This window comes from Zunongwangia sp., from assembly GCF_048269745.1.
Lineage (GTDB): Bacteria > Bacteroidota > Bacteroidia > Flavobacteriales > Flavobacteriaceae > Zunongwangia.
The window spans coordinates 1-16,699 of sequence record NZ_JBLXIB010000010.1; the positions used below are offsets into that span (position 1 = coordinate 1).

At 30.0% G+C, this 16,699-nt stretch carries 18 protein-coding genes; all 18 read left to right on the forward strand.

Translation table 11 applies throughout. The features are described from left to right. Window positions 1-356: 356 nt before the first annotated feature. Complete coding sequence (locus ACN0WI_RS11780; protein WP_417887089.1) at window positions 357-3,161, forward strand: hypothetical protein; 2,805 nt, start codon at window positions 357-359, stop codon at window positions 3,159-3,161. A 248-nt stretch (window positions 3,162-3,409) separates the two neighbouring features. After that, complete coding sequence (locus tag ACN0WI_RS11785) at window positions 3,410-4,108, forward strand: hypothetical protein (RefSeq protein WP_417887091.1); 699 nt, start codon at window positions 3,410-3,412, stop codon at window positions 4,106-4,108. A 44-nt stretch (window positions 4,109-4,152) separates the two neighbouring features. Next, a complete protein-coding gene (locus tag ACN0WI_RS11790; RefSeq protein ID WP_417887093.1) occupies window positions 4,153-5,061 on the forward strand; it encodes a hypothetical protein in 909 nt (302 codons plus the stop codon). Continuing rightward, on the forward strand, window positions 5,061-5,531 hold the full coding sequence (locus ACN0WI_RS11795) for a hypothetical protein (protein ID WP_417887094.1): 471 nt from the start codon (window positions 5,061-5,063) through the stop codon (window positions 5,529-5,531). Before ACN0WI_RS11790 ends, ACN0WI_RS11795 begins: the two co-directional genes overlap by 1 nt. Before the next feature lie 30 nt (window positions 5,532-5,561). Next, window positions 5,562-6,761 (forward strand): hypothetical protein, encoded by a 1,200-nt coding sequence (locus ACN0WI_RS11800; RefSeq protein ID WP_417887095.1) that lies wholly within the window; start codon window positions 5,562-5,564, stop codon window positions 6,759-6,761. Continuing rightward, window positions 6,749-7,081 (forward strand): hypothetical protein, encoded by a 333-nt coding sequence (locus ACN0WI_RS11805; RefSeq protein ID WP_417887096.1) that lies wholly within the window; start codon window positions 6,749-6,751, stop codon window positions 7,079-7,081. Before ACN0WI_RS11800 ends, ACN0WI_RS11805 begins: the two co-directional genes overlap by 13 nt. Next, a complete protein-coding gene (locus tag ACN0WI_RS11810; protein WP_417887098.1) occupies window positions 7,071-7,532 on the forward strand; it encodes a prepilin-type N-terminal cleavage/methylation domain-containing protein in 462 nt (153 codons plus the stop codon). The genes ACN0WI_RS11805 and ACN0WI_RS11810 overlap by 11 nt, the downstream gene beginning before the upstream one ends. Further along, window positions 7,522-8,661 (forward strand): type II secretion system F family protein, encoded by a 1,140-nt coding sequence (locus tag ACN0WI_RS11815; protein WP_417887099.1) that lies wholly within the window; start codon window positions 7,522-7,524, stop codon window positions 8,659-8,661. The genes ACN0WI_RS11810 and ACN0WI_RS11815 overlap by 11 nt, the downstream gene beginning before the upstream one ends. Before the next feature lie 80 nt (window positions 8,662-8,741). After that, entirely contained in the window at window positions 8,742-9,497 is a 756-nt protein-coding gene (locus ACN0WI_RS11820; RefSeq protein ID WP_417887100.1) for a hypothetical protein, read from the forward strand. A gap of 181 nt (window positions 9,498-9,678) precedes the next feature. Continuing rightward, entirely contained in the window at window positions 9,679-10,233 is a 555-nt protein-coding gene (locus ACN0WI_RS11825; RefSeq protein WP_417887102.1) for a hypothetical protein, read from the forward strand. A gap of 5 nt (window positions 10,234-10,238) precedes the next feature. After that, on the forward strand, window positions 10,239-11,285 hold the full coding sequence (locus ACN0WI_RS11830) for an interleukin-like EMT inducer domain-containing protein (protein ID WP_417887103.1): 1,047 nt from the start codon (window positions 10,239-10,241) through the stop codon (window positions 11,283-11,285). 85 nt (window positions 11,286-11,370) lie between these two features. After that, a complete protein-coding gene (locus ACN0WI_RS11835; RefSeq protein ID WP_417887104.1) occupies window positions 11,371-12,405 on the forward strand; it encodes a hypothetical protein in 1,035 nt (344 codons plus the stop codon). Window positions 12,406-12,433: 28 nt separating this feature from the next. Next, complete coding sequence (locus ACN0WI_RS11840) at window positions 12,434-13,168, forward strand: hypothetical protein (protein WP_417887105.1); 735 nt, start codon at window positions 12,434-12,436, stop codon at window positions 13,166-13,168. Window positions 13,169-13,198: 30 nt separating this feature from the next. Next, the gene (locus tag ACN0WI_RS11845) at window positions 13,199-13,432 is read left to right on the forward strand and encodes a hypothetical protein (RefSeq protein WP_417887106.1); all 234 of its coding nucleotides are present in this window, start codon (window positions 13,199-13,201) and stop codon (window positions 13,430-13,432) included. Further along, window positions 13,419-14,147, forward strand: coding sequence for a hypothetical protein (locus ACN0WI_RS11850; RefSeq protein ID WP_417887107.1), 729 nt, complete (start codon window positions 13,419-13,421; stop codon window positions 14,145-14,147). Before ACN0WI_RS11845 ends, ACN0WI_RS11850 begins: the two co-directional genes overlap by 14 nt. A gap of 29 nt (window positions 14,148-14,176) precedes the next feature. After that, a complete protein-coding gene (locus ACN0WI_RS11855) occupies window positions 14,177-15,076 on the forward strand; it encodes a hypothetical protein (RefSeq protein ID WP_417887108.1) in 900 nt (299 codons plus the stop codon). Window positions 15,077-15,096: 20 nt separating this feature from the next. Beyond that, the gene (locus ACN0WI_RS11860; protein WP_417887109.1) at window positions 15,097-15,903 is read left to right on the forward strand and encodes a hypothetical protein; all 807 of its coding nucleotides are present in this window, start codon (window positions 15,097-15,099) and stop codon (window positions 15,901-15,903) included. A 34-nt stretch (window positions 15,904-15,937) separates the two neighbouring features. Then, window positions 15,938-16,690: a hypothetical protein gene (locus tag ACN0WI_RS11865; protein ID WP_417887110.1), complete on the forward strand. Its 753-nt coding sequence runs from the start codon at window positions 15,938-15,940 to the stop codon at window positions 16,688-16,690. Window positions 16,691-16,699: the final 9 nt, after the last annotated feature.

Genomic DNA, 16,699 nt, shown 5'->3' on the forward strand with positions numbered 1-16,699 from the left:
TAAGACAATTTGTAAAAAATAGAAGAACTGTATAGTAAATATTTTAATATCTACATATTTGGACACTTTACTAGGGAAAATTAAAACTATAGAACAGATTAAAATCTGTAATTCAAATTACATCAAGATTTTGTAAAACTGTAAATTATTATGATATGTTAGATTAAGAGTATAAAAACACACTTTATTATAAATACCAAATAATTAACTGAACAAGTATAGGAATTATATACGTAATGAAAAAAACAAACTTCTTTTTAGTCTCAATATTTACTTTATTTACTTTAGTTATTAGTTATTCTCAAGTAACACAATATAATAAAATCATACCTCCGTCTCCAACAGCACAGAATTTTATGCGTTATGGAGAGATCCCAGTGGATTATAGTACAGGCGTACCAAATATTAGTATACCTATTTATACAATAGAGGGAACAAAACTTTCTTTTCCTATTACAATAAGTTATCATGCTTCCGGTATAAAAGTTAAAGATGTTTCTTCAGAAGTAGGATTAGGTTGGGTTTTAAATGCCGGAGGCTTAATTTCTAGAACCACTATGGGTAAGCGAGATAAAAAATTGAGTTATGATAAGAGGTTTGATAATGCCAAGGATCTACTTGATTGTATAAAGCTAGCAACTAAAGAGAATCCAAATGATGATAATGATTACTGTTTATATAATATTATAGATCTTGAAAATTGGTTTACTACTAAACAATTTCAATATGATGACCCTATGAGTGATCGTTTCTTTTATAAATTGCCCAATGGAGATTCGGGAGTATTCAGGTATGATTATCAGTTTCAAAATTTAATTACGCTGCCATATAAACCAATAAAGATATCTACAATTGGTAATAATATTAATATTAAGGATGAGAATGGAATTCTTTATAATTTTAATAGAATTCTTTCAAACTCAAGTGATGAATGGTTTATAACTGAAATGACATCTGCTGATGGTACCGATAAAATAAAATTTCATTATTCTGCTACTGATCAATTTTATAAAACATCTAATGTAACTTATACCTCTAACAGTAGATCATTATATACAAATAATATCAATTGTTCACAGCAAACAGTTTCTAGTAATCCTTTTAATCCTAATATTTATTTACCCGTTCTTGATTCTATAACTAGTTCTAAATCAACTGTTAAGTTTATTTATAAATCTGATAGGCAGGATTTTTCGTCACTAAATCGTTTATCTGAGATAGTTATTTCATCTGTTGGTTCCAGATCAGAAATTATAAAGCAATTTAAGTTTAATAATGATGAATATTTTGGTACTACCTCAAAAAATAAACGGTTGCGTTTAGGAAGTGTTGAAGAAAGAGGTAAAAAGATATATTCAGACCCTCAAATATACTCTTTTACTTACGAAAAAGATTATTTACCAGATTATAGAGTTAACGGTGGTAAGCATAATGAAGATTTTTGGGGATATTATAATAAATCTAATTCTGGATATAATGTACCCTCTATTTTTATTTCTGAAGGTCATGATCGACATTATGGGAGTAATAGAAAAGCTAATGAATATGCCAAGGCTTGTATGTTGAAAGTGATTAATTATCCAACTGGTGGCAAAACTGTTTTTGATTTTGAGCGAAATTTTGCTTCTTGGCTTTATCCATCTGAAAGCGATAATAAACGTGCTGGTTATTTAGGAGGATTTAGAGTGAAAAGTATAACTAATTATAGTAATGCTAATGACGTATCTAATATTAAAACATATGAATATAAATCCCCTGTTTTTAGAAAAGTTAGGAGGGAATATTTTTCTTACAGTCAAAAATATTATAGAGAGACAATACCTCGTAGTGTTGGTTGTAAACATGCACATTACAAAAATTTAATTTATTCCGAACCATTTCTTCCACTGGAAGTAGCTCCAGGAATGCCTATAATGTATAGAGAAGTTATAGAGTATAATGGAACACTTACTGAACATGCTGGAAAAACTATATATACATATGAGAAACCTTATTCGCCTTATAAAAATTCTTATACATCATCATCAATAGATCCAAGTTTTGAAGAGCTTAGAAATCGGGATCCCTATCATTTTGATAAAGGGAATTATATACCAAAAATGATATCTAAGAAAGTTTATGAACTAAATAAAGGCACTTACTACCCTGTTTTAGAGTATAGGTATTATTATTCTAAGTTATTTACTAAATCTTATCATACAGGGATTAAATTGACTAGGCCAATTACATTTCTTGATTACCCTTATGAACAATTTTGCTTCGAGAGTATAGATGAATTTTCTTGGCTTCAAACTTTGGAAGTAATGAATGAAGTAAAAAATAATTTTATAAATTCTTTTATAGCGCTCGACACAAAAGCTATTCAAGAATCAACCTTATTAACTTCTAAGGATAGTTATACCTATGCCAAACTCGATTCTACTAAATATGTTCAGAAAACTACTGATTATACCTATAATTTTACTAATCTAGGAGTTAAGGAAAAGACAACAACAAATAGTAGAGGGGATAAGATTGTAACCACTTTTAAATATCCTCATGATTATAGTTTTCCACCATATCAGAGGATGAAACATTTAAATATTCTGTCTCCTGTCATAGAACAAAATTCTTACAAAGAATTTGTTTCAGAGAAGAATCTTTTATTCAAAAAGAAAACAACTTATAGGAATTGGAAAAATAATACTTTCGCTCCAGAATTAATCCAAAAACAAAAAGGAAAGGGGGAATTAATAAATAAGATTATCTTTAAGCACTATGATAATAAAACAGGTAATTTAACTGAATATCAACAGGCTGATGGCACCACAATAACATATCTCTGGGGCTATTGTAAAGGACAATATCCTGTAGCTAAGATAAAAAATGCAACATTGGCAAGTGTTGAAGAAACCTTAACAAGGTCTGAATTGGATGCTATTAAAAATGGTTCTTATTCAATGCAAACACTTATCAATAAATTGAATAAAATTAGAACAAAACTTCCAGAGGCTATGGTAATTACTTATACATACGAACCGTTAATTGGAATAACTAGTATAACAGATCCTAAAGGATATACGACTTACTATGAATATGATAAATTTAATCGTTTAAAGTTTATGAAAGATCATGATAGAAAACTTTTAGAAGAGAACCAATACAATTACAAAAAACTATAAAATTTTAAGATTATTATCGGAATTTTTATAGTAAATATTAAGTTTTACAAGGTCTTAATAGTGGACAACCAAAAATAGGATTAAAAGAGATTCATTAAATGAATGAGGTTATAGTTTCATTTGTTAAATAACAAATTATGAATTTTTATAGTATCATCTTTACCTACATAAAAACCTTACAATTAGTAAGGTTTTTATGTAGGTAAAGATGATATATCTCAATTACTTTGTCGTTTCAATTTTATATTATGAAAGTTAAGGTAGTTTTATTTTTAACAACGTTACAATTGTTATTTTCTTGTACTGTATATCATAATATTATTGAGCCACAACAAAACTATTCGAAAGGATATTATCTTATAGGTTCTATTTTGGAGGGAAAAGAAAATAGAAGTTTTCCTGTATATGTAGAGAAAATAAAATTGAGTTGGAAAGAGATTACGCTTACAAAAAAAAATATAAAACGATTAAATTCTGATTTAAAAGATGATTATAAGCTTGCCATAAATGATTCTCTACATAATTATCCGAAATTTTTAAAAATAGAGATGGCAGATTATCCTACATTACTTTCAAGTCTAAAGAAAAAAATAAATCAACCGGTATTAAAAACGCTACAAAATAATCCCAAATTAGCAATGATAACGAGTTTGGATATCTATTTTAATGACATTCAGACTCGCATTATTAAAAATGCTTCTGTACTCTATTTGATTAATCCAAGACAAGGATATTATGCTATAGAAGCTTTATCTAGCGATGGAAAAAAACAACTAATTCCTATTGAGCAAGGGCTAGTTTTAAAATTAAAAACGAAAGGATTTTGTTGGGAATTAGATAATAGAAATCAGCCTGATTTAGTAGATATATCAGATAATTGTCGTTCAGGAAGTGAACGCAAGATCAAAAATCTTACAGTAATTGATAAAACAAAAGGATTATGGTAAATCGGCTTTATAACTTTTTCATATTGATTTTTATCGTTTTTATCATGTTTTCATGCGAAGAAGTTTTTTTTGAAGATGATATTTCTTCCGATACTATTGAAATTCTATCCCCAACCGATAATTCCAGAATTGAAGGAACGGAAATTACTTTTTATTGGAATAAACTAGAAGGGGCTGCTAGTTATCGGATTGAGATTGCCAGACCTGATTTTAGTTCTGGACAATATATTATAAACGAAGAAGTAGATGGGGTATCTTATCAAACGGAATTACCGTTGGGTGAATATGCATGGAGAGTAACAGCTTTAAATTCTCAGTATACTTCTTCATATATCGAACGTAAATTTAAATTAGTAGATATCACGGAATTTTATAACCGAAAAGTAAAAGTCATTAAACCTACTGAAGATAGATTAATAAGCAATACAATTATTTCTGATGTAAGTATAGCATGGAATGCGGTAGTAGATGCAAATTTATATCGAATAAAAGTTGAAAATAACAACGAAACGATAAGTGAATTTACCACGACAGATACAATAGCAACGATTACTGATTTCAAAGAAGGACTTTCAATAATCAAAATTCGAGCTGAAAATGATAGTGAAAATACAGTGTATTCTGATGTAGCGGTTTTATTGGATATGGTTTCTCCTTCTACACCAATTTTAGATAGTCCAGAGAACAATACACAAATAGATCAAGAAACCGAAGTCAATCTATCTTGGTCTCCAGAAATTACGACTAATATTTATAGTGCAAACGAGTTTGATAGTTTATATCTTTTTTATGATATAAATATGAAGTTATTGGTTAGAAAAGAGCGTATAAATAATACGGAAATATCGTATGAATTTCAGAGAGATAGCACTTATTACTGGTTTGTTCGTAGATTTGATGAAGCAGGGAATGCTTCAGATACTTCACAAGTAAGAAAATTTTCTTTAAAGTGATGAAAAATAAGAAATTAACTTATTTTTTGATGCCTTTGGTAATACTGATTTGGGGCTATCTTATTTATAAAATAGTATTAGGTTTCTCAGGAAATGATTCACCAATTAATATTACTCAAAAAAGAACAGAAAGTATTGAAACACAAAAAAAATATATTGAAAAGCAAGATACTTTTTCCTTGGAAAAAATACATAGAGATCCGTTTTTAAATATTCTTTATAGAGTTAATAAAACGAAAACAGCTAAAAAGCAGTTCCAGAAGGAAAAACTAGAATGGCCTTCCGTAATTTATAAAGGATTAGTGAGTAATGTAAAAGGGAAAAAATCAATAGCCTTAATAAAAATTGAAGGAAAACAATTTTTTTTTCAAGAGGGAGAAAACAATATGGACTGTAAGTTGATTTTTGTAAGTGAGAATAAAATCACCCTTCTTTATAAATCTAAAAAAAAATCATTTGTAAAACAATAACGTGTAATAATGCTAGCAAAACTTTTAAAATTGAAAGTTAAAAGTAGTTCACTTTATATCGTTTTAGTTATTGGTGTTCTTATTGTAATTCTTTTGGGAGGATTTTTATTATTGGTTAAGAATAAGATGCTTTTTAACTCGAAAATTTCGAATGTTTCAGACGATTTGAAGTCTCTTGATAAATCGATATTAACTTATCCTAAACTTTCCAGTACTGTTTCAGTAAATACCGATTATTGGGGAGCGTTTACCAAAATTGAAGCAACAAATAAAGAACTTACTAAAGATGCTCTTTTGTTAAATGCTAAAGATTCATTAGTACCGAGTATTTATTTAGAAGATCATAATTCTCCTTTAGTAATAGCTGGAGGTTCTCAAATTGCTGGCGTAGTGAAAATACCTAAAGGATATTGGAAGTTGGGAGCAATTAGTGGAAATTATTTTAGAGGAACCTTAACAAAGGTTAATCAGGTATTAAGGAGTCAGGAGTTACCAGTTTTAGATTCAAAATGGAGAAAATATATAAAAAAAATACTGAACTCTAATAGATCAAATTATATCGGTAATTATAATATGTTTTTTAAAAGCCGTACAAACATTTTTGATAAACCAACCCTATATTATAGTAGCGATCAAGGTACATATCTACAAGGTCAGTATATAGGAAATATAATTATAAAAGACAATGTTGAAATTGAGGTTTCTAAAGAAGCGGATCTAAGGGACGTTTTATTGGTTGCTCCTAAAATAGTTATAGCTGATAATTTTAAAGGTAATATTCATTGTATAACGAATGAAATAAGTGTAGGAAAAAATGTTAGACTTATTTATCCCTCTTCAATTTGTGCTTTAGAAAAGAAAACAAGAAAAAAAAAGATCATAAATAATTGGGAGAATATTCCTGATATAAAGGTAGGCAATAATACTTTTATTAATGGGCCTGTAATTTTTTTGAAAGAAAATACGAATGATGATAGAAAGGCAAACATACAATTTGAAAAAGGAAGTAAAATTATAGGAGATATTTATTGTGAGGGGTATACAGAGTTAAGAGGGAGTGTAATAGGGAGTGTATATACAAGTTACTTTATTTATACTCATCAAGGATCAAAATATATTAATTATTTATTTGATGCTAATATTGATTCAAATTTTAAAATATCTCGTTATTCAGGAGGTTTGCCATTTGCTTCTAGCGGAAATTATATACTAGCATCATGGCTTTATTAAAAATATTTCAAACAAAACTTAATGGCTCAAGTTTAATTGAAAATTTAGTGGCTTCGGTAATTATAATGTTAGTGTTTGTAATCGCTAGTTTTAGCATTAATAATGTTTTAAGAAACCAAACTAACTCTTCCGCAAAGCTAGATAATCATGTAAAAGAGTTAACGTATTTAGTGGTTTATGATAAAATAAGTGAAGGCTATACTGAAACTTATATAAATTGGAATATTGAAGTAAGGGGAGATAATACGAAAACTTTTCTTATTGTTCTTGATAAGCATACCGGTATAGAGAAAAAAGAAGAACTTCTTAATGCATTCTAAAAAAAAAATAGCAGCATTTACATTAGTTGAAATGGTTGTAGTACTCATAATTGCTTCCATTATTATCGCTTTGTCATTTTCCGTTTTAAATTTGGTACGAAAAAATTTATCAAAAATTGAGCAGCAGTATATAAAAGAAACAAACCGGTTGTTATTTCAAGCTGCTCTAGAAGCAGATTTCTCAAAATACGATCAATCTTTACTAGTATTTGATCGTAAATTAGTATTTAGAAATCGATTAGATTCAGTTACTTATACATTTATTGAAAACCGAGTTATTCGAAACAAGGATACATTAAATTTTAAAATTCAGAAAGCTGATTTTTTATTTAAAGGAGATACCATAACTAATGGTTATTTTGATGCTGTAGGAGTATTTCAAGAGAATACATCAGAAAAAGTTTTTTGTTATAGGATTAATGATGCAAAAACATATCTAAATGAAAATTAAACTTGCAACATTAAAAGAGAATAAACCAAACGATAGAATACAAAAAGAAGGAAAATTTAGTGCCTTGCTTCAGCAAGAAATTTCTTTTAGCCGAGGAAGATGGAGCACTAAAAAAAAGGAACAGTTTTTTACCGAATTGAGTGTACTACTTACCTCAGGAATAGATCTTAGAATTTCATTAGAGTTATTATTTGAAGAAAATAAAAAGAGAAAGGATGAAAATTTTTATTCTGAAGTGTATGCAAATGTTGTTAAAGGAACAGCTTTTTATCAAGCTTTACAGCAAACAGGAAAGTTTACAAATTATGAAATACAAACGTTAAAAATAGGTGAAACAACCGGAAATATCGGAAAAGTTACAAATGATTTAGGAGAATTTTGTAAAAAAAAGAATGACCAAAAACGACAATTATTATCAGCATTAACTTATCCTATAATTGTGATTGTTACCGCTATGCTAGTCGTATTTTTTATGATGAATTATGTAGTCCCTTTATTTAAAGATATATTCGATCAGAATAACGTACAATTACCGGCTATAACACAACTAATATTAAATTTTTCTACCTTTTTTAGTGCTAATTTTGGAAAAATAGGATTTCTTATACTTTTGTTAATTTTCGTTTATTATTTCTTAAATAAAAAATTGTGGTTTCAAAGGATATTCTCTAATATTCTTATTAAAATTCCTTTGATAGGAAGTTTTGTTAAAGCTGTATTTATACTAAGGTTTATTCAAGTAATGAGACTCTTATCTAATTCAAAGGTATCTATAACTGAAAGTTTAGAGATGAGTCATTCGTTAATTTCATTTTACCCATTAAAAACAGCTATAGCAGGAATTAACGAGAAAATTATTAAAGGAAAGAGAATGAGTGAAAGTTTTCGAGAGTATCCCATCTTCGATAACCGGATTATTACTCTATTAAAAGTAGCTGAAGAGACCAATCAAACAGAATTTATATTTGAGAAATTATACGACCAATATTCAAAAGAACTAGACTATAAATCTAAACAGATTACGAATATTTTAAATCCGATTTTGACACTTTTTATCGGTGCTGTTGTTGGCATAATTTTAATAGCAATGTATTTACCTATGTTTAAGTTAAGTTCAGTTATTAATTGATCTAAACCTTACTTATAGTAAGGTTTCTGATTAACTCCAATGCGTATTCTTCCCGTATTTTTATCAAAAATACAGGAAGAATGAAATTATCAATAATAATAATTTTTTTGTTTGCTTTTTCTTTTAGTTATGCACAACTAGAAGATAGAGGAACTTATATGCTATTAAAAAAAGATAGTCTTGGAATAGGTGTAAGACCTCGGCATAAACTTGAAGTGAGTGGAGGAACAAAATTAGGAAAATCTTTATTTGGAACAATAGTTCCTTCATCTGAAAATAGTTGGATTCGTGATACCTGGTTGACTTCTCAAAATGGATTAGAGTGGGATCAAACTAATCATATTTGGAGACGTGGAGCTAGTCCGTATAATGATTTTGGAGGCATTATATGGGAAGATGGTTCTACGTATTTTATAAGAAGTGTTAGTGGTGAAAAATTAGAATTTACAAATGAAGAACTTTTACAAAACTCTTTTATGACGATTAATAATACTAACGGTTATATTGGAGTAAATACAAATAAACCAGATTCCCAATTCACCGTAAAAGGTGAAATACATGCATTGGAGGTAAAAATAAATACTGAATTTTGGGCTGATTTTGTTTTTTCCAAAAATTACCAATTACCTAAACTTTCAGAGGTAGAAAATTTTATTGCAAAGTATGGACATCTTCAACATATTCCAAGTGAAAAAGAGGTTGTAAAAGAAGGAATAGAATTAGGAGAAATGAATCGTTTGTTACTCCAAAAAATTGAAGAACTTATGTTGTATTCTATCGATCAGGATAAGCGTATTAGTAAACTGGAAGCTCAATTATCAAAATTCCAACAATAATTTTTTTGAATATAATTCATCAAATAAATATTTAAAGAAAAAAAGGGGCTAGTCAATATTATAAACATAATACACCTAAAATTTTTAATGAATAGAGTAAATGAAAAAAATATTATTATTAGTATTTGTTACAATGTTATGCCATTCAGTATTTAGTCAAACTCTTTTACAAGGAAAGTATTTGAAGCCTCTAGGTGATGATGGGGATCCTTTTAAATGGATTAAATTTGGAGAACCAGAAGAGTATTGGGCTGGATTTATGTGGAACAATACAAGTCGTAACTATGGAAACGGAAATGATTTCACGATATATACCTATGATAATAGAGATATTGTTTTAGCGCCAAATAATGGGAATATAATATTAAACCCTAGGAATACAGCTGGAAATATTGGTATTGGGATAACAAACCCTAATTACAAACTGGATGTATATGGTACTATCCATGCTAAGGAAGTTCGAGTTGATCTAAATTCCTGGCCCGATTATGTTTTTGAGAAGGATTATAAATTACCAACAATTAAGGAAGTAAAACAATTTATAAAGGAGGAAGGGCATTTACAAGGGGTTCCAAGTGCTAAAGAGGTTAAAGAAGAAGGTATAATGCTGGGCGGAATGGATGCAAAACTGTTGCAAAAAATTGAAGAGTTGACCTTATATCTCATTAAACAAAATGAAGAAATAGCTTATTTAAAAGAGGAACTAAAAAATTTAAAATTAAGTATTAAAAATTAGGCTATATGATGAGGTTTTTTCCATTAAAAATAATCTTTATTTTATTTACAACAGTAGTTTTTGCTCAAGAAGCAGTATATGTTCGAGGAACAGGGAATTTGGATAATCTGAAAAATCGGATTGTTAAAATAGGAGAAAATATAATTTTTAACAATTATACTGCTGCTTATAATTCACTTTCAGGCAGGGGATTAGCACTTACCATTCTTGATGCAGAAACACATCAACATATATCATCAATTAATTATGATACTTTTGGAAGCAGTAGTGAGTCTGATGCACTGGCCCAGGCACTTAACAATCTAGGAAAAGGAAAGATAGGTATTTTAACATCTCGTGATGCCTGGGAATCCAATGTTACGGAAAACCTTAGAGACGCAGCATTAAGATTAGGACTATTAAAACTCTCATTGACTAAAGGAGTTCCTAAACAACCCTATGCTGCAATTTTTAGAGGGGCAAATGCCGAATTTAACAATTCAATGGTTATTGAAGTGCTCCAACCAGCAAATACGAACGCAAATTATGCAGTAATATCAACAATGCTTATCGAGGATTCATTTGTAGGAAATGATATTAGTAATGGGTTAATTGTAGCCAATGGAAATAAAAATGAAATAGGATTAAGCCTAAATCATTTGGGAAACGTTGGCATAGGACTAGAAAATCCCGATTCCAAATTAACCGTAAAAGGTAACATCCATGCACAAGAGGTTAAAGTTGATTTGAATGGAGTTATTGCTCCCGATTATGTATTTAAGCAGGGATATGATTTATGGAGTATTGAGGAGATAGAATCCTATATTAATAAAAATGGGCATCTCCCTAACGTTCCAGCAGCTGAAGAATTGGAGCAGAATGGTTTGAATTTAAAAGAAATGAACCTAAAATTATTAGAAAAGATCGAAGAATTAACCTTGTATACGATTGAGCAGGATAAACAATTGAAGCATCATGAAATTAGAGAAAGAGAACTTAAAAAACAATTAAGTGAACAACGGACATCGTTAAGATCTCTTTTAAAACGTATTGAAATCCTGGAAAAGGAGTAACCTATAAATAATAGCCTTAATCAAAAATAAAAGAATCCAGTGATGGATTGAGTAGCGATGAATACTCCTCTTTAAAAACTAAAATATGTTATCTAGATCTTATTTTTTAATTTTCCTTTTTCTGCCTTTGTTGGCTTTAAGTCAAAACATCTTTCCTTCATCGGGTAATGTTGGGATTGGTACTGCTAATCCTATTGCTAACCTACATATTGACGGCTCGGGTAAAACTGTGATTTTTGGAGATCCAAAGAGTGCTAATTACCCCGCTTTAAAATTTTTTACAGGCCATTCCGATGGTTATAACTATATTCAGTCAGGTGGGAATACAGAAGGTAATATTAGAATAACAAAATTTAATACCACTAACCAAAACATTGATAATTTTCAGGTTTACGCTTCCAACACTTTTTTCAGTGGAAACTTAGGTATTGGTCAGTTATCTCCAAAAGCAAAATTTCATTTAAAATCAAATGTAGTACAAAATAGTAGTGTAGATCGATATGACGCGAATATGATCATAGAGGCTACTTCAAATACAAGAAATATTTCAGAAGGTGCTGTCTTAGGATTTGTAGTTCCTGCAAGTCAGAATGGAACTAATCCTTGGCAGCAAGGAAGAATAGTGGTAAGCCCAGATAATACTTTAAATAATAACGCCGAAGGTAAGATGTATTTACAAACCCGTTATTATAATGGTAATAGCACTTGGAAGTGGCGAGATAATTTAGTTTTAAAGCCAAACGGAAATGTTGGTATAGGGACACTTGAACCAGATTCAAGATTGACAGTAAACGGAAATATTCACACACAAGAGGTTAAAGTCGATTTGAATGGTGTAGTAGCTCCAGATTATGTTTTTGATTCTAATTATAGATTACTTACGCTTCAGCAGGTTCAGGAATTTATTGATAAACATGGTCACTTGCCTAATGTACCCTCCGCAAAAGAAATGAATAAAGAAGGTCTGCATTTAAAAGAGATGAATCTAAAACTTCTTGAAAAAGTTGAAGAACTCACCCTCTATACAATCGAACAACATAAAGAAATTATGAGATTGAAAAAGCTTGAAAAAAGACTGGAAAAAATAGAGGAACTTCTTCAAAATACAGTTCTACATTAAATTTAATCGATGTACCATGATTTTAAAAATGAAGCAAAATTATATTATAACCCTAGTCTTTATTTTAAATTCTAGTATTTATTCCTTCGCACAAAATTGGAATGCTAATTCTAATAATTACATTGTAGGGAAGGTTAGTATAGGTACACAAGAATTAGACATATCAGGTACCAGTATAAATAATTTAGTAGTAGGTAATGCAGATAATGGTGAAGGTATTATTATTAATACCAAAGAAGATAAAAATGCAATTCTGGCATTTGGCAAAAATTATTCTTTAGAAGCCCGATTTATATACAGCAACTTAAACAGTAAACTGGAGTTTTATAGACCTGAAACTGGTTATTTACGTTCTTTAACCGCAGATGGGTCATTAGGAATAGGTATTAGAAATCCAACAAACAAGCTGGATATTAATGGGAGCTTACTTTTTCATAAGAATTCTGGTGGTTATTTAAACTTAGGAATGGATCAACGTTCAGATTTTATAGAAAATCTTGATGGTGCCTATATTTATTCAGGAGATGGTCCACGTGGTAAAATGCCCGCGGGAACTCTGGTAATTCAGTCTAGATCTAATCAAAATCGAAATATTTTATTTGTAACTGGTAGTAGTCCTGAAGAACGTATGCGAATTACTGGTACTGGTAATGTAGATATAGGTACTTTAAACCCTGATGAAAAATTAGCGGTATATGGGACGATTCACTCAAAAAAGGTTCAAGTGTATATAAACAACTGGCCTGATTATGTTTTTGCATAGGGTTATGAATTAAAAACACTTGAAGATATAATGATTTTTATAAAGGAAAATGGAGATCTCCCGGAAATTCCGAGCAGTGCAGTAGTTGAAGAAGAGGGAATGCTGGTAGGTAAGATAAACAAGTTATTACTTAAAAAGATTGAAGAGTTTACACTGTATATAATAAATCAGAATATCATACTACAAAAGCAATCAGAAATCATTAAAGAACATGAAAATAGACTTTTAAGTGTCGAAAATAAATTAAACAATGCTGAGCAATAAATTATATATTGTACTGTTATTTATCATCAGTACATCTTCCATAAGTATAGGATATTCCCAAACTTGGGAAGCTAATAATGGTAATTTATATATCAATAACCCAACAAAAGTTGGAATAGGTACAAATTCACCCCAAGCTCCGTTGCATATTAATAATGGAGGTAATTCCTATGGAGCAATTTTGGCTACAAGTTCAGAAAGTGCTTTTACTCTATTTACTAAATCGCTTGAGCGTACTACATATTCTGAAGTTTTCCGTTTGGGACTAAAATACAATTTAGATGAAAATAATGGCTTTATATCTTTTTATAGAGGAGGAGATACTTTTGGAGGCTTTTTAGGCTTTTCAACCAATGGAATTGAAAGATTACGGATTTCTCGAAATGGTAATGTAGGCATAGGAATTTCTAATCCCGATGAAAAATTAACCGTTAATGGAAGTATTCATACTAAAGAAGTGCGTGTCGATGTTAATGGGTTCTCAGTTCCAGATTATGTTTTTCACGAAGATTTTGATCTAATAAACTTACAAAAACTTAAGAAGTATATTGAAGAAAACCATCATTTACCTAACATTCCATCAGCTTTAGAATTTGAAAATAAAGGCATGAATCTTAAACAAATGAACCTGTTGTTACTTCAAAAAATCGAAGAATTAACGCTATATGTCTTAAGCTTACAGGAGCAGGTAGATCAATTAAAAACACAGAACTAGTTATAAAACATTAATAAAAAACGGTACTCATGACACGAAAATATATTCTCGTATTTTTTCTATCTATTTTTTTTACTGGAAATCTTATAAGAGTAAATGCTCAGACAGTTTATAGTGGAATTTACAAAACATTTTCTGGTAATACAGGGTATCATCATTTAACCAGAAATAGTAATAGTAATACTGCGGCAGTATATATTAATCAGGAAGGTAGCGGAGATATTTTAACGCTTTCTTCAGGAATTTACGCTCCAAATCAAAATAATAGATTGGTATTTCGCAATGATGGTTCTATTAATATGGGAGAACGAGGCGGGAATTATGATTTTCAGATTAGAAGGATGGGAGCAGAAGGCAGTGTTGTGTTGCTTTTGGAGGCCGACTCAGATAATAGTGTAGAAAACAGTAATCCATTAATAAAAATGCAACAAGATGGTAAAACTATTGGTGCAAATATTGGGTTTTCAGAATCACAATTTGGAGCTAATAATTTTGGCATAGGCATGCGTTATGCCAGTCAGGATAAAAATGATGTGTTTATAATTACCCCTCAAAACGGTTTTGTAGGGATAGGAACAAAATCTCCTGATAGTAAATTAACGGTGAGAGGAAAAATACATACCCAGGAAGTGAAAATTGACCTGAACGGTTGGGTGGTTCCTGATTATGTTTTTCTTGATGATTACAATTTAAAATCACTAGAGGAGGTAGAATTATTTATAGATAACAATGGGCATTTAGAAAATATTCCTTCAGCAAAGAAGGTAGAGGAAGAAGGGTGGAATGTGAAGTCCATGAACTTAAAAATGCTAGAGAAAATCGAAGAGCTTACTTTATATGTGATAGAACAAAATAAAATAAATAAGGAGCAACAGGAAGAAATAGCAGAACTAAAAAAACAGATGCATCAACTTAGGAAAGATAAATAGTCACATATAATAAGAATAATATGAAAATTTTAGTTATAAACATTGTATTTACTTTAATTAGTTCCTCTATATATGCTCAGTTTACCGATCAGGGGTCTTATTCTATAACTGGGGATAGTATAGGAATAGGGACTGTACCTAAAGCAAAATTTCATGTAAATGGAGGAACTAAATTAGGAAAATCTTATTTTGGAACTATTGTACCATCTTCGGCTAATAGTTGGATTAGGGATACTTGGATGACTGCAAGTACCACTTTAGAGTGGGATAATTCTAAAAATGTTTGGAGAAGAGGAGAAGGAACATATAATGAGTTTGGAGGAATAATATGGGAAGATAATGCGACTTATTTTATTCGTGGAAACAGAGGAGCTAAATTAGAATTCACAAATGAAGAGTTCCTGAAAAACTCTTTTATGACGGTTAGTGTTAATAATAATTTTGTTGGAATCGGAACTATTCATCCAGATGCTCGTTTAAGCGTAAATGGAACTGTCCATTCTAATGAAGTGAAGGTGGACACTAAAGAATGGGCCGATTATGTATTTGAAGAAGAGTATAAATTGCCAGATTTGTTAGAGGTCGAAGCTTATATAGATGCAAATAAACATCTAGAAGGAATTCCTACAGAAAAACAGGTGATTGATAGTGGAATAAAGTTGAAAGAAATGAATATTAAACTTTTAGAAAAAGTAGAACAGTTAATGCTCTATACTATTAAACAAGAGAAAAGCATCCAAAAGTTACAAAAAGATAATATACTTATAAAAGCAACTTACAAAACACTCTTAGACTCTATTAAAAATTCTAATTCCTTCGGAAAATAATCTTCCCCACTACAATTAATTTAATCAAGAAAAAATGAAGAAACTTAGTCTTTTTTTGTTCGTATTATTAAACACTACTTTTTTATTTGCTCAATTTGAGAAACGTGGAAATTATATAATTACTAGTGATAGTGTTGGGATTGGTATAAGACCCAGAGCTAAGCTAGAAGTTAGAGGAGGTACTAAATTAGGATTTTCTTTATTTAGTTCTGTAGAGAGCTCTTCTGCTAATGGATGGTTGAGAGATACCTGGTTATACGCTAAAGATGGATTAAAATGGAATGAAAATAATAAGGTTTGGCAAAGGGGGGCATATCTATACAACGATTTTGGAGGTATTATTTGGGATGATGGAGGTACTTATTTTATAAGAGAAAATCGAGGAGATAAATTAAACTTTACGAATGAGGAATTTCTGGAAACCGCTTTTTTATTTGCAAATATAGCTACAGGATATGTTGGGATAGGAACCATACATCCAGATGCTCGTTTAAGCGTTAATGGAACGGTTCATTCTAATGAAGTGAAGGTAGATACCAAAGAATGGGCCGATGTTGTGTTTAGAGATGAATATAGCTTACCTACATTAAAAGAAATAGAAAAGTTTATTACTGAAAATAGGCATCTTGAACATATACCAACAGAAAAAGAAGTTGTTAAAAATGGAGTAGAAGTAGGAGTAATGCTGAAATTGTTATTGCAAAAAGTAGAAGAACTAACGCTATATACTATTGAGCAACAAAAAGAAATTGAAAAATTAAAAAAGCAAAATAATAACACTCTCTAAATAATTAGA

Coding starts and splice junctions, on each gene's coding strand:
- ACN0WI_RS11780 (WP_417887089.1), top strand. CDS start 357: ATGCGTTATGGAGAGATCCCAGTGGATTATAGTACAGGCGTACCAAAT.
- ACN0WI_RS11785 (WP_417887091.1), top strand. CDS start 3,410: ATGAAAGTTAAGGTAGTTTTATTTTTAACAACGTTACAATTGTTATTT.
- ACN0WI_RS11790 (WP_417887093.1), top strand. CDS start 4,153: ATGTTTTCATGCGAAGAAGTTTTTTTTGAAGATGATATTTCTTCCGAT.
- ACN0WI_RS11795 (WP_417887094.1), top strand. CDS start 5,061: ATGAAAAATAAGAAATTAACTTATTTTTTGATGCCTTTGGTAATACTG.
- ACN0WI_RS11805 (WP_417887096.1), top strand. CDS start 6,749: ATGGCTTTATTAAAAATATTTCAAACAAAACTTAATGGCTCAAGTTTA.
- ACN0WI_RS11810 (WP_417887098.1), top strand. CDS start 7,071: ATGCATTCTAAAAAAAAAATAGCAGCATTTACATTAGTTGAAATGGTT.
- ACN0WI_RS11815 (WP_417887099.1), top strand. CDS start 7,522: ATGAAAATTAAACTTGCAACATTAAAAGAGAATAAACCAAACGATAGA.
- ACN0WI_RS11820 (WP_417887100.1), top strand. CDS start 8,742: ATGAAATTATCAATAATAATAATTTTTTTGTTTGCTTTTTCTTTTAGT.
- ACN0WI_RS11830 (WP_417887103.1), top strand. CDS start 10,239: ATGATGAGGTTTTTTCCATTAAAAATAATCTTTATTTTATTTACAACA.
- ACN0WI_RS11835 (WP_417887104.1), top strand. CDS start 11,371: ATGTTATCTAGATCTTATTTTTTAATTTTCCTTTTTCTGCCTTTGTTG.
- ACN0WI_RS11840 (WP_417887105.1), top strand. CDS start 12,434: ATGAAGCAAAATTATATTATAACCCTAGTCTTTATTTTAAATTCTAGT.
- ACN0WI_RS11845 (WP_417887106.1), top strand. CDS start 13,199: ATGATTTTTATAAAGGAAAATGGAGATCTCCCGGAAATTCCGAGCAGT.
- ACN0WI_RS11850 (WP_417887107.1), top strand. CDS start 13,419: ATGCTGAGCAATAAATTATATATTGTACTGTTATTTATCATCAGTACA.
- ACN0WI_RS11855 (WP_417887108.1), top strand. CDS start 14,177: ATGACACGAAAATATATTCTCGTATTTTTTCTATCTATTTTTTTTACT.
- ACN0WI_RS11860 (WP_417887109.1), top strand. CDS start 15,097: ATGAAAATTTTAGTTATAAACATTGTATTTACTTTAATTAGTTCCTCT.
- ACN0WI_RS11865 (WP_417887110.1), top strand. CDS start 15,938: ATGAAGAAACTTAGTCTTTTTTTGTTCGTATTATTAAACACTACTTTT.